Source organism: Microbacterium sp. (assembly GCF_031988965.1).
Lineage (GTDB): Bacteria > Actinomycetota > Actinomycetes > Actinomycetales > Microbacteriaceae > Microbacterium.
In genome coordinates this window covers 1-14,593 of the sequence record NZ_DALZXX010000073.1, presented here as the reverse complement: position 1 = coordinate 14,593, position 14,593 = coordinate 1, and the positions used below count along the sequence as shown (strand labels likewise).

Sequence of the window (14,593 nt, the reverse complement as noted above, 5' to 3'; positions counted from 1 at the left end):
CGACGCTGACACGCACCGTGAGAGTGACCTCCTCGCCGACCGCGAGTCCGTTCGCGAGCGTCCAGGTCACGACCTGACCGTCGACCCGCACACCCTCATCGGGCGACGACACGAACCTGAGCCCCTCGGGCAGAGCATCCGTCACCGTGATGGCCGCCGGGTCTGCGGTGGGTCCGTCGTTGCGGACGGTGATCTCGAACTCGCCCTCACCACCGACCTGGAAGGCACCGACCGCGCTCTTCGTCACGACCAGGGTCGCCATCGGCGGCACTGTCACGGCGTCTTCGGCCCGGTTGTCCCCGGGCGTGCGGTCGGGGTGCTCGTCGGTGATCTCGGCAGAGGTCACGTCGGCGACGTTCACCACCTCCGGGTAGGCAGCGGCGAGCACTCGCGTCTCCACGACGAGGATGCTGGTGCGCTCCCCCGCCGCGAGCGCGCCGGAGTACCGGGCGACGACGAGCGTTCCCGCCGCGGCGTCCGCGCCATCCACCGGTGCGACCGTCTCGATGGTCCAGCCGTCGGCCGTGTTGCCTGCTGCCGTGACGACCTCGAGCCCTGCGGGCACGGTATCGGTGACGACGACCTCGGTCGCCTCGGAGGGGCCGGCGTTGCGTGCCGTGATCGCGAAGGGCAGCAGGTCGCCGATGCGCACGGCATCTGCCACATGGCTCTTCGTGATCGAGAGGTCGACCTCGCGGGCGACGGTCACATCGGCCGTGTCGCTGTCGTTCTCCGGGTTCGCGTCGGGCGTGCCCGAGGCGACGGTCGCCGAGTTGGTGAGCACCGCCCCGTTCGCGACCGATGCGTCGACGAGGACGTCGAACTCGATCGCGGGAGCGACTCCTCCGGCGGCGAGACCGGTCGACGCCGGAGCGAGCGTGAACGTCACCGACTGCGGGTCGGCGTCGTCAGCGCGCGCGGTCCATGCCGCGGCCGACTCTCCGACGAGCGCGGCGAACCGCGTACCGGAAGGCAGCTGATCGACGACGGTGATCGGGCCGATCGCGTCGCTGGTGCCGAAGTTGGAGACCTCGACGCGGTAGCGCGCGCTCTCTCCGGCCACGGCGGATGCCGTCTCCTGCCCCTCGGCGTCGATCGCCGTCTTCACGAGGCTCAGGTCGGCGTTCGTGGTGACGTCGATCACCGCATCATCACTGACCTGGCGCGGCTCGGTGGCGCGGCTGTCGGTCCACTCCACGGTCGCCGTGTTGGTCAGCGCCGTGCCTGTCGGCACATTCGCATCGACCCGAGCGATGACGGTGAGCACGCTGTCGCCCAGCGGATGCGCCTCTCGGATGCAGCTCTGAGCCGTCTCGCACGTCCGCCCCTCACCCTCGATCGAGACCGGCGTGAGCCCTGCGGGCAGCACATCGGTGACGAGCGCGTCGGCGAACGACGGTCCGTCGTTGTGCACGGTGATCGTGTAGGCGACCTCGGTTCCCGAGATCCAGGGACCGTCGGCGACGGTCTTGGTGATCGTGAACTCCGCGAGTGTCACGACGTCGATGATCGCCTCGGCGTGGTTGTTGCCGGCATCAGCGTCGTCGGGACCCGCGACATCAGCCGCGTTCACCAGACGCTGCGCCCGAACGTCGGGAGCGACGTCTGTCGTGACCTCGATCACGATGGTCGCACCGACAGCGAGCACATCGCCCTCGCCGAGCACCGACCAGGCGATCTCCCGCCCGTCGTCACCGACAGCGGGCTCCGCGGCCAGCGCGCCGGCGCCCGCGACATCGACGGTCGACGACACATAGGTGAGTCCCGCCGGCAGCTGATCGACGATCTCGATCGGCGCGCTCGAGAAGCTCGGTCCCTCGTTCGTGACGGTGAGCAGGAAGCGCGTCTGCGTACCCGCCGTCACCTGAGGCACGACACCGTCGGCCACCGGAGCGCCGTCAGCATCGATCGCCTGCTTGACGATAGAGAGATCGGCGAGGCGGTCGGATGCGGTGCTGTCGAGGTCGTCCGGAGTGTTGGTCGAGTTCTCGGCACGGGCCACCACGACGTTGCTGACCTCGGTGCCCGGCTCCAGCTCCGCCGGCAGCGCGTAGGTCACGATGAACGACCTCGAGTCGTCCCCCGCGGCCGCGGGCAGGGTGCCCGCCAGCGAGAAGAGGTCGTCGCCCACGAGCTCCGCGTCGGCCTCGGCCTCGGGCTCGGGCGCGACGTGCGTCCACTCGCCGCGCTCGTCCGTCACTTCGACGTACGTCAGCATCTCGGGGGCCTGATCGGTGACCGTGACCGCGCGAGCATCCGCCGGTCCGTTGTTGGTCACGACGACGCGGTAGCTCGCCGTGCTTCCCGCGGCGACCTCGGGCAGAGATCCGCCGAACTGCGCGGCATCCTTCCACTCGCCGTCGTCGAGCACGACCCGCGTCTTGGTGATCGCGAGAGACGTCTGGTCACCCGGGGTGACCGTCACCGTGTCCTCGTTGTTCTCGGGCGTCGGGTCGACCGTCACCGGAGAGTCGACGACCGCCGAGTTGGCGATCTCGCCGTCGGTCCATGATGCATCAACCGTTCCCGTGAGGAACAGCTGCTGCGCAGCGCCCACCGGCATCTGCGATCCCGTGTAGGTCCACGTGATCACATCACCGGCGGATGCGGGCCACCCGTCGGATGCTGCGACGGTCCAGTCGGTGAGACCGGCGGACGGATCCTGCACCTCGCCGATGCCCGCGGGCACCGTGTCGGTGACGGTGATCGGCGTCGCCGCAGCCCTGCGCTCCGGCTCGACGCTGGTCGTCGATGCCGCAGACGGACCGTCGTTGCGCACCGAGATGCTCCACGTGATCGGGCGTCCGGCCGTGACCTCGGTCGTGGTCACGTCCTTGATCAGCACCAGGTCGGCAGCGCTGGCGAGCGGCTGAGTCACCTGCGCGCTGTTGTCCTTCGCGATGTCTTCCGGACGCTCGTAGGTGCGACCGGCGACGCTCGCGGTGTTGGACGCCGAGCCGACAGCCGACTCGTCGATGTCGACGTCGGCGAGCAGCACCAGACGATCGCTGCCGTCAGCCTTCAGCGTGAAGGTCGAACCTCCCACGATGAACGGATCGGCTTCGGTACCGGTGCCGGCGACCGCCATGGGCTCACCGTCGGTGTCGTCCGCGTCGGTGAAGTACTCCGCGCTGAACTGCCCCATGGTCACGCCGTCGGGCAGATCCGCCTCATCGACGATGCGGAACGGTCCGTTCGCGGCATCCGGCCCCTGGTTGGTGACCGTGATGCGCCACTGCGGCTGGGTGTACCCCGCGCGCAGGATCTCACCCGCGGTCCAGGCACCGTCGGCGTCACCGCCGATCGCCTCCTTGACGATCTTCAGATCGGCACGCGCGATGTGCGCATCCGCCGTGGCCGGGTCACCGACATACGGTCCGTCGACGTTGCCCTCTGCCGTGCTGGTATCCGTCGCCGCGCCGCTCACCGTGTTGGTGTGCGCGAACTCGAGACCTGCGCCCGCCGTGTTGGTGGCGCCGAACTCGGGCTTCGACGAGAATTCGACCGTCAACGTGCGCTGAGCCTCGGTCGCACCGTCGATCGTGCCGGGCAGCAGGGCGTCTCCGTTCTGGTGCTCCAGCTTCCAGGTCACCGTCTGGCGATCGCCGGCCTGGCCGAGCGTCGGGTCACCGAGCTCGATCACCGGCTGCTCGCCGACGGTCAGCACCGGCGTCACAGTCGGGTCGTACGCCCAGTTCTCGGGCAGCGTGTCGGTGAGAGTCACCGTCTGCGCGGCACCCTCACCCGTGTTCGTCGCCTGCAGCGTCCACGAGAACGACTCGCCGATGAAGGCGGGTCCGTCGTTCGTGGCCTTCTTGCCGAGCACGACCTGCGGGAAGTGCGGAGCGATGTCGGCCTCTGCCGCCTGCGGCGTCAGCGTCACGCCACCGGGCGTCTTGCCCGCCGGGCGGTTCTTGTCACCCGGGACGTACGTCCATCCGTTGTTCGGTTTCGAGGTGTACTCGTTCACCGCCACGGAGTTCTTCAGGACAGCATCCTTCGACATGTCCGTGGACGCCGCGAAGGCGCCGTAATAGGTGATCTCGTGGGTGTTCGAGCCGTCGACATTGCTCAGCGGGCCCGGGATCGTCCAGGTGATGCTCCCGCCCTTGCCCGCGAGCAGCCTCTCGCGGTCGTCGATCGTGGCGCCCGCGAAGACCTCCTGGGTCGTGTCGACGCTGATGCCGACCGGAACCGTGTCGGTCACGACGACCCCGTACGCCGGTACCGCACCGGTGTTCTTCACCGCGATGCGGTACTCGAACGACTGGTCGGGGTTGCCGGAGGCCTTGTTCGAGAAGGCATCCGGTGCCGAGCCTGCGGCCCGCACGGTCTTCGCGACCGTGACCTTCGGGTCGACGATCGTGACGTTCGCAGTCGCGCTCCGCGTGACCCGGTCACCCGTTGCGACCGAGTCGTTGATCTTGCTCCACGAGAAGCTCGCCGTGTTGACCGGCTTGTCGGTCTTGACAGCCGGTGTCAGGCGCGCCTGGTAGGTCACGGTGATGGTTCGCTCAGTCTGATCGGTCCAGGCGGGGATGTCGTTCGACTCCACCTTCCACGACAGCACACCGTTCGAGAGGGTCGGAGCTCCGATCGTCGGCACACGGGTGTCGCCCGACCACTGCAGCGTCTCGGTGTGCGTTCCCGTGGGAACGAACTCCACACCGGCGGGCAGCGCATCGGTGAGCGTCACGTCGTAGAAGTTGGTGTTCGCCGGAAGGCTCGTCGTCACGGTATAGGTCACGACGTCGCCGACCGCGGCCGTCGTGGGGCTGACCGACTTGCGCACCGCCGCAGGCGGCATCGACACGGTGGCGTTCGCGTTGGCGGTATAGGCGCCTCGGCGATCGGTCGTATCGGTGTCATCGCCGAGGGTGGACGGCAGCGTGTAGCCCGTGAGCGTCGCGCGGTTCACGAACTGCGAAGAGCCACCGGCCTGAGCCTCGACCGTGCCCGTGTACGTCATGGTCGGAGCCGTGCCTGCGCCGACGAGCATCGGGATCTTCCACTCGACCACGGTGCCGGAGCCGGTACCGCGTGTGATCACTCCCGCGGTCGTCGCCGAGCACGACTCGTCGAGCACGTTCGCCTGTCCGGTCGACGTGCGCGGGTTGCTCGCGGCGAGCTCCTTCGGCACGCAGTCGACGATCACGACGTCGTAGAGCGCCGGGCGTCCCGGGGCGTTGCTCGCGGTCAGCGTGAAGTCGACCTTGCCGCTCGCTCCGATCGCAGTCGAGGCGGCGCGCTTCGTCAGCGATGGTGCCGGAACGACATGGTCGACAGTCGCCGTGGCACTCCTGGTAGCGGTCGTCCCCGTCGACGAGTTCGGGTCGAGGAAGGTCGTGGTGGCGGTGTTCGTCAGGGTCTCGGCGGTGCGGAGATCTTTGACCCACACCGTGATGCGTGCGCTGAACACCTGGTCGATATCCGTGGTGTTCGTGTACACATCGGGGAACGTGAGCACCCCGCGCAGGTCACCCTGCCGCTCAGAGACGCGGAACTGCGTCGCCGATGCGCCGATGGCGAGAGATGTGCCGTCCTTGAAGTAGCGCGTCTCGTTCTCGAGCAGCTGGTACGCCATGCCGCCACGGTCATTCTGCAGCGCGAGCCAGCCGTTGTCCGAGAGCACGGCACCCCTGATGGTCGTCTTCGCGGGGATCGTCACCGAATACTCGAAGGTCGCGTACTCGCCCTGCACGATCTGGCGAGTGCCATTGCGGGTGCCGTCGCCCGTGTCGATCGCTCCGGGTGCATTCGCGCCCACAGGTGCGATCTCGGACGAGTACAGCGTCTTCGCGACCTTCACGTCGGGCAGGTACACCTCGGCGCTGTCGACGGTGTCGATGTCGGACGCCGCCACCTCACCGTCGCCCGGGGTGCGGGTGGTCAGCTGCTGGCCGCCGCCGTCACGCTGCGGCACCACGGTCGTCGTGCCGCCGCCCGCGTTCTCGACCGCGTAGTCGACGATGCCCGCGGTGTTCGTGTACTTCTGGGTCAGCTGCGCGGCATCCCCTCCGCCGTCGACGGTGCCGTCGGGCACCGTGACCGTGTAGCCGAGGCTGAAGCCGCTCACGGTCTCGGGTGTCGTCTCGGTCGCCGCGACGGAACCGGCGATCGATGCGCCGATCTTCCAGACGATCACCGAACGGCCGTTGAAGGCCGAGTTCAGCGCAATGCCGTCGGGAAGGCTCTCCCCCGCGTCGTACATCGTGGCGACGGCATCCGTCGCACTCAGTCGGGTTCCCGCGGGGTGCAGCTCCGCGAGCGGCGCCGACACGTCAGCCTTCTTCACGCCTGCGGGCAGAACGTCCCACACGACGTAGTCGGTGGTGGTGTTCTGCGGTGCCTTCACGTCGATGCGGTAATCGACCACATCGCCCTGCACGACCTGCTCGCTCTGGTCGCGGTCGCCGAACGAGCCTGCGATCGCGCGACCGTTGACCTCGACGATGCCCTTCGTGAGGGTCGAACCCCAGTCGAGGTCGATGCCGGCATCCGATCGCTGGAAGTCGAGCACGCCGTCGACGTTGACCTGCTGGTACTTGGCCTGGTTGAGGGGGTTGTCGACCTCGTCCTGAGACGCGGACTGCGCCTTCACGGTGCCACGCACGAAGACGGTGAGCGTGCTGCCCTCGGGCATGAAGCGATCACCGCTCGTCGTCCGGTTGCGTGCGCCGAGCTCCCAGGTCAACGAGGCGCCGGTGGGCGCGACGTTTGGGATGTAGGCGGTCGGGAATCCCGGCGAGCCGTATGCCACCGGGCCCATCACGTCGTCGACGCCCGGGATTCCGGTGTAGGCGTAGCGGAGCTCCTGCACCTCGATGCCCTCGGGCAGGTAGTCGGTGAGCAGCGGATTGCGGCTGTCGATGCCGTCGGCGAAGTCCACGAACAGGCGGTACCAGACGTCATCCCCCGGCGAGAAGGGCTTGGTCGCCTGCTTCAGCAGCTCATCCGGCTGCTCCATGTCGGGTGTGGTGCCGCGCTCGAGCACGGTCTTTTCGAGGATCGTCCGGTCCGAGCCGATGACGGCGGCGGAGTCGTCGAAGACGTAGCGCGTGCCGCCCACGCGGTCGCGCAGGGTCGGGTCATTCGCGATCGCGGCGATCGGCTCGGTCTTCGCGGTCACGGAGACCTTGTTGACGAAGCTGTCCCCCGAGCTGGTACCGCCTCCGGCACCCGTGTAGTTGGGACGCTGGGTCACCGAGTACTGAGCGACGAAGTGCTGGCCGGCCGAGAGCGGGTCGACGTCGAACACGACCGTGAAGGTGCCGTCGGCAGGGGTGTAGGTGATCGACGTGAGGTTCAGTTCGGGCGACAGCACGGCAGCGGGTTCCGTGGTCGGATAGTTGCACGCGTCCCCGGGTGCCTGTGCGTTCCAGGTCGCCTGGGATACCTTGTCGGATCCGATGATGAGATCGACGCCGTCGAGCGAACCCGGGAACGCGGGGCACAGTCCGTTGGGAATCACGTCGGTCAGGACGATGTCGCTGGCATCGACATACTCGCTGACGCGGAGGTCGATCGAGTACGTGGCCACCGAACCCGTGGTGAAGAGGCCGCCCGTGTCGACGCGCTTGAGCACGCGTACGTCGACCGCCTCGATGATCTCGGTGTCGTCGTCATGCGCCGCGCGCAGCGCCGGGTCGTCGTTCAGAACAGGGCCCTGATAGGTGCCGTCGACCATCGCGATGTTGCGGAACGTCTGTGCGGATTCGGGCGTCGCGTCACCGCCGTGGCGGGTCGAAGCGCCGGTGTTGTTGTCGAGGTTCGCAGCCTGCTCACCCGCGGCGACGTCAGGCGCCGCACCGTCGGCCCAGAGCGCGTTCGCGAACAGCGGGACAGCCGCGTGATACTCGATCACCCGCTTCTCACCGGAGTCGAGCGGTCCCAGCGTCCAGACGATCTTCGTGTACACGCCGGCGCCCGGCAGGCCCAGTGCGGCTGCCTCGGATGCCGACAGCTCGACGGTGTCGACGGATTCGCCGACCGTGGTGCCGCCGTCGATCACCGGTGCGCCCGGGTACTCGACGCCCGAGCTGTTGTCGTTGTCCACGGCGAGACCGAGGTATTCGAGTCCCGCGGGGAGGTAGTCGGTGACCGTCACCTCGTTCGTCGCGCCGCGCGTCGTGTTCTCGACCTTGAGCGTGTACGTGGTGATGCTCTCCGAGACGATGCCGTGCACACCACGGATCAGCTCGTCCTCGGCGCTCGGCTCGTCCTTCACGATGCGCAGCGCCTGCACGGGCACATCGTCGGTGGCGACTCCCGCACCGGAGGTGTGGGCAGTCGTTCGCGACACGCTCGGCGATCCGTCGAACGTGGGCAGACGCGTGGGGTCGTTCGAGGTGTACGCGGCGATCGAGAAGCCGACGGCGCTGCCGACCGGGTAGTCCTCGTTCGGTGCGACCGTGATGGTCGGCGACACGGTGCCGCCCTGCGGCAGATCGTTCACATTCGACCAGACCCAGACCTGCTGGCCGGCCGGCACGGCGCACCGAAGTGCCTGGCCCGGGGCGTTGACGAGACCGAGGGAGGCGCAGGATGCGTCGGCAGCCGTGCGCGCGCGGTTGGGCAGCACGTCGCCGGCCGCGTATACCTTCGGCGCGGCGAGGTCTCCGCCCGGCACGTATGACACGTTGGCCGGCAGCGATGCGACGAGCGCGAGGTTGAACTGCGCGCCGCCGCTGTTGTTCGCCACATCGATCGAGAACGAGACGTTCTCACCGGCCAGGACGAAGTCCTTGCCGGCGCCCGACGGATCGACGTTCACGGCCGACACGCTGGGCGCCCAGGCCGCTGCCGTCGCCATCTGCGCGGCGACCCCGAGAGCGAGCGCTCCCGTGATCAGCGAGACGACGGTGGCGATGGCCGTCAGTCTCCGGGCGCGCGAAAAAGTCCTTCGACGCAGGGTCGAACGCATGCTGAAATTCCCCTTAACCCTGCGCGCCACTCCCCGGTGCGCAGGTACTCCCCTGACGCGGACACCGCCGACATGTGCCCAGGGAAGCGTGGGGCCGTCCTGAAAGCGTCAGCGGTTCGCGTCCGATCTGATCTCGGACGCGCGCCTGCGTGCTGCGTGTGCGCAGCACTTCTCACGCTATAGGACACTTCGAGTTATATTCAACTTCATATACCGACGCGTCGCGCCGAATCTCTTCTCGCGAGACGCCAGGGCCGGGCAACCGCATCCGTCCGGGTACGACAAAGGGGCCGGACCCGAAGGTCCGACCCCTGTGCCAGAAAGCAGATGCTTACTTGATGATCTTCGTGACCGTACCAGCGCCGACGGTACGTCCACCCTCACGGATGGCGAAGCCGAGGCCCTCTTCCATGGCGATCGGCTGGATCAGCTCGACCGTCACGTCAGTGGTGTCGCCGGGCATGACCATCTCGGTGCCCTCGGGCAGCGTGATGACGCCGGTGACGTCGGTGGTGCGGAAGTAGAACTGCGGGCGGTAGTTCGTGTAGAACGGGTTGTGACGGCCACCCTCGTCCTTCGACAGGATGTACGCGGTGCCAGCGAAGTCGGTGTGCGGCGTGACCGAACCCGGCTTGACGATGACCTGACCGCGCTCCACGTCTTCACGCTTCGTGCCACGGAGCAGGAGACCACAGTTCTCGCCGGCCCATGCCTCGTCGAGCTGCTTGTGGAACATCTCGATACCCGTGACCGTGGTCTTGACGGTCGGACGGAGTCCGACGATCTCGACCTCGGAGTTGATGGCCAGCGTGCCACGCTCGGCGCGGCCGGTGACGACGGTTCCACGACCGGTGATCGTGAAGACGTCCTCGACGGGCATCAGGAACGGCTTGTCCTTGTCGCGCACGGGGTCCGGAACGTTCTCGTCCACGGCCTCCATGAGGTCCAGGATCGCCTGGGTCCACTTCTCGTCGCCCTCGAGGGCCTTGAGGGCGGACACGCGGACGACAGGAGCGTCCTCAGCGAAGCCCTGCGATGCGAGCAGCTCGGAGACCTCGAGCTCGACGAGCTCCAGGATCTCCTCGTCGTCGACCATGTCGGACTTGTTCAGCGCGACCAGCAGGTACGGCACGCCGACCTGCTTGGCGAGCAGCACGTGCTCACGCGTCTGAGCCATCGGGCCGTCGGTGGCGGCGACCACGAGGATCGCGCCGTCCATCTGAGCCGCACCGGTGATCATGTTCTTGACGTAGTCGGCGTGGCCGGGGGCGTCAACGTGTGCGTAGTGGCGCTTCGGGGTCTCGTACTCGATGTGCGAGATGTTGATGGTGATACCACGCTGGCGCTCTTCCGGCGCCGAGTCGATGGAAGCGAAGTCGCGCTGCACGTTGGTGTCGGAGGGGTACTTGTCAGCAAGCACCTTCGAGATCGCTGCGGAGAGCGTGGTCTTGCCGTGGTCGACGTGACCGATCGTTCCGATGTTGACGTGCGGCTTGGTCCGCTCGAACTTGGCCTTAGCCACTTGGTCCTCCTCAGGACGTCGTGTAGAGGTGTCCGGGCACTGGATTGCGACCGGATCTCTACGGGTTTAGGTTCTCAGTTTAGTAGAGAGGGAATGTGAAGTTGTAGGGGACCTGAGAGCCGAGCCGGAGCCCGGCTCTCAGGAAAGTGTTACTCGCCGCCCTGGTGCTTCTGGACGATCTCGTCCGCCACAGCGCGGGGAACCTCAGCGTAGCTGTTGAACTCCATCGAGTAGACGGCGCGACCCGAGGTCTTCGAGCGCAGGTCGCCGATGTATCCGAACATCTCGGACAGCGGGACGTGTGCACGGACGACCTTGACGCCTGCGGCGTCCTCCATCGACTGGATCTGGCCACGACGCGAGTTCAGGTCACCGATGACGTCACCCATGTACTCCTCGGGAGTACGCACCTCGACCGCCATGAGCGGCTCGAGGAGCACGGGGTTCGCCCGACGCAGAGCTTCCTTGAAGCCCATGGAACCGGCGATCTTGAACGCCATCTCCGAGGAGTCGACGTCGTGAGCAGCACCATCGACGATCGTCGCCTTGACGCCGACGATCGGGTAGCCGGCGAGCACGCCGACGTTCATTGCGTCCTGGAAACCGGCGTCGATCGAGCCGATGTACTCACGCGGGATGCGACCACCGGTGACGGCGTTGACGAATTCGTACGTCTTCTCGTCGTCGAGGTCGAGCGGCTCGATGTTGAACTGGATCTTCGCGAACTGACCCGAACCACCGGTCTGCTTCTTGTGCGTGTAGTCGTGCTTCTCGACGGCCTTGCGGATCGTCTCGCGGTACGCGACCTGCGGCTTTCCGACGTTGGCCTCGACGTTGAACTCGCGCTTCATGCGGTCGACGAGGATGTCGAGGTGCAGCTCGCCCATGCCCTTGATGGTCGTCTGACCGGTCTCGGGGTTGAGCTCCGTGCGGAAGGTCGGGTCCTCTTCAGCGAGCTTCTGGATGGCGACACCCAGCTTCTCCTGGTCGGCCTTGGTCTTCGGCTCGATGGCGACCTCGATGACGGGCTCGGGGAACGTCATCGACTCGAGGACGACCGGCGAGGTCGGGTCGGTCAGGGTGTCACCGGTGGTGGTGTCCTTCAGACCGATGACGGCGTAGATGTTGCCCGCCGTGACCGCGGGGACCGGGATCTCCTTGTTGGCGTGCATCTGGAAGATCTTTCCGATGCGCTCCTTCTTGCCCTTGGTCGAGTTGATGACCTGAGCACCGGAGTCGAGCTGGCCCGAGTAGACGCGCACATAGGTGAGGCGACCGAAGAACGGGTGAACGGCGACCTTGAACGCGAGGGCCGCGAACGGGTCCTTCGCGTCGGGGTGACGCTCGATGATCGTGTCGTAGTCCTTGGGGTCGTGCGCCTGGATCGAGCCCACGTCGAGCGGGTTCGGCAGGTAGTCGACGACCGCATCGAGCATCGGCTGGACGCCACGGTTCTTGAAGGCCGAACCGCAGAGGACCGGGTAGATCTCGGAAGCCACGGTGAGCTTGCGGATCGCGCCCTTGATCTCGGCGACGGTCAGCTCTTCGCCACCGAAGAACTTCTCGAGCAGAGCGTCGTCGGTCTCGGCGACGGTCTCGAGGAGCTGCTGACGGTACTCGTCGGCCTTGTCCTTGAGGTCGGCCGGGATCTCCTGGATCTCGTAGGAGGCGCCCATGGTGACGTCACCCTTGGAGTCACCCGCCCAGACGAGCGCGCGCATCTCGACGAGGTCGACGACGCCGATGAAGTCGTTCTCCGCGCCGATGGGCAGCTGGATGACCAGCGGCTTGGCGCCGAGGCGGTTGATGATGGTGTCGACGGTGAAGTAGAAGTCCGCGCCGAGCTTGTCCATCTTGTTGACGAAGCAGATGCGGGGGACGTTGTACTTGTCGGCCTGACGCCACACGGTCTCGGACTGGGGCTCGACGCCCTCCTTGCCGTCGAACACGGCGACAGCACCGTCGAGGACGCGGAGCGAACGCTCCACCTCGACCGTGAAGTCCACGTGACCGGGGGTGTCGATGATGTTGATCTGGTTCTTGTTCCAGTAGCAGGTCACGGCGGCAGACGTGATCGTGATGCCGCGCTCCTTCTCCTGCTCCATCCAGTCGGTGGTCGAGGCACCGTCGTGGGTCTCGCCGAGCTTGTGGTTGACGCCCGTGTAGAACAGGATGCGCTCGGTCGTGGTGGTCTTGCCAGCATCGATGTGAGCCATGATGCCGATGTTCCGAACCTTGCTCAGGTCGGTGAGCACGTCTTGTGCCACAGGAGTGTCCTTATCTTTTGTGCAGTCGTACTGCGAAGAGGGGGGTGCCCGCCCCCGATGTGTGATCGGGGGCGGGCGAAGCTGTTTACCAGCGGTAGTGAGCGAACGCGCGGTTCGACTCGGCCATCTTGTGAGTGTCTTCGCGGCGCTTGACCGCGGCACCCAGGCCGTTCGACGCGTCCAGGATCTCGTTCTGGAGACGCTCGGTCATCGTCTTCTCACGACGACCCTTGGCGTAGCTGACGAGCCAGCGCAGTGCGAGGGTGTTCGCACGGTGCGGCTTGACCTCGACCGGAACCTGGTAGGTCGAGCCACCGACGCGGCGGCTCTTGACCTCGAGAGTCGGGCGCACGTTGTCGAGCGCCTTCTTCAGAGTGGCGACGGCGTCCTGACCGTTCTTCGCCTCGACACCCTTGAGGGCGTTGTAGACGATCGACTCGGCGAGCGACTTCTTGCCGTCGACCAGGATCTTGTTGACCAGCTGGCTGACGATCGGAGCGCCGTATACCGGGTCGTTGACGACGGGACGCTTGGGGGCGGGACCCTTACGAGGCATTGGACTCAGCCCTTCTTCGCGCCGTAGCGGCTGCGAGCCTGCTTACGGTTCTTGACAGCCTGGGTGTCCAGGGCGCCACGGACGATCTTGTAACGGACACCGGGGAGGTCCTTGACACGGCCTCCACGCACGAGCACGAGCGAGTGCTCCTGCAGGTTGTGGCCCTCACCGGGGATGTACGCGGTGACCTCGGTGCCGTTGCGGAGCTTCACACGAGCGACCTTGCGCATCGCCGAGTTCGGCTTCTTCGGGGTGGTGGTGTAGACGCGGGTGCAGACCCCGGCCTGCTGCGGGTTCGCCTTGAGTGCCGGCGCCTTGGTCTTGGTGACCTTGGGCGAGCGACCCTTGCGAACCAACTGCTGAATGGTTGGCACGTTCTCTCCTCATAGTGCTGCACGGTGACAGCGTGATGGGTTTCACATCATGACCCTCCGGCACGCCGGAACCGACGAGCTTTTGTGGTGGAGGGTATGCCGTGGGGGCGGACCGGCTATGGAGCCGGCGCCCAGCGCACACGTCAAGACGTGCACACACCTGATCAAGTGTAATGCCGCGTAACGTGAGCGGTCAAATGGGGCCGGCGTCAGCGGAGGTCGCGGATCCTCGCGGCGACCGAGCCGCTCTCCCCCGTGCGCCTCTCGGCCGTGACCGCGATGATCAGCAGCACCGCACCCATGACCGCCAGCGTGATCCACCACGGCATCGACTCGATGCCGCGACCGATCTGCACCGAGAAGACGAACACGTTCTCGATGGGCAGCACGATGAGACCGATGAGGAAGGGAGCCGCCAGCCGCGCCCGTGACCCGACGAGGATCGCCGCGAGCGCGAGCACCATCACGAGGATCGCCCGCCACGTGAGCGGGTCGGTGAAGGTCGACACGATCGAGGCGCTCATCATCGTCACGATGCCCGGCGCCAGCAGTGCCCAGGACCCCGTCCAGCGGACGGGCCAGCTGTCGAGCGTGCCGGCACGCGCCCCATGGTCGAGCATCCCGTCGGCATCCGTGCTCCGCAGGACGATGATCCCGGCCAGCAGCAGGAACGCCCCCAGCGGCAGCGAGAACCATTCGACCCGCAGGTCGCGCGGGCTCCAGGCCACGATCGCCGTCACGAAGGCGATCGCGAACAGGAACCAGACCGGCGGCAGGGCGGTGGCACCCCGACGCAGACGGGATGCCGTCATGACGACCATCACGAGGTATCCGAGCATCAGACCCCACATCGCCCAGATCGAGAACCAGTCGCGCTCGATCGCGAACCACACGCCGAGGGCGAGCGCGAGCGCGGCCGGCGCGGCGAGCCACCGGCTCGCGCGCAGAGCC

6 protein-coding genes are annotated in these 14,593 nt (G+C 66.9%); all 6 read right to left on the bottom strand.

Annotated features, from left to right (window positions below; translation table 11 throughout):
- On the bottom strand, positions 1 to 8,923 hold an 8,923-nt coding region (locus RTM68_RS12115), incomplete at its 3' end, for an isopeptide-forming domain-containing fimbrial protein (protein WP_312171210.1).
- A gap of 331 nt (positions 8,924 to 9,254) precedes the next feature.
- Positions 9,255 to 10,445, bottom strand: coding sequence for an elongation factor Tu (gene tuf, locus RTM68_RS12110; protein ID WP_194765110.1), 1,191 nt, complete (start codon positions 10,443 to 10,445; stop codon positions 9,255 to 9,257).
- Between the two features lie 149 nt (positions 10,446 to 10,594).
- The gene (fusA, locus tag RTM68_RS12105) at positions 10,595 to 12,712 is read right to left on the bottom strand and encodes an elongation factor G (RefSeq protein ID WP_194765109.1); all 2,118 of its coding nucleotides are present in this window, start codon (positions 12,710 to 12,712) and stop codon (positions 10,595 to 10,597) included.
- A gap of 85 nt (positions 12,713 to 12,797) precedes the next feature.
- Positions 12,798 to 13,268: a 30S ribosomal protein S7 gene (gene rpsG, locus RTM68_RS12100; protein WP_042538706.1), complete on the bottom strand. Its 471-nt coding sequence runs from the start codon at positions 13,266 to 13,268 to the stop codon at positions 12,798 to 12,800.
- Between the two features lie 5 nt (positions 13,269 to 13,273).
- Positions 13,274 to 13,642 (bottom strand): 30S ribosomal protein S12, encoded by a 369-nt coding sequence (gene rpsL / locus RTM68_RS12095; RefSeq protein WP_018187369.1) that lies wholly within the window; start codon positions 13,640 to 13,642, stop codon positions 13,274 to 13,276.
- Positions 13,643 to 13,851: 209 nt separating this feature from the next.
- Positions 13,852 to 14,593, bottom strand: a 742-nt coding sequence (locus RTM68_RS12090) for an SCO7613 C-terminal domain-containing membrane protein (protein WP_312171205.1), incomplete at its 5' end; no start/stop codon positions are given.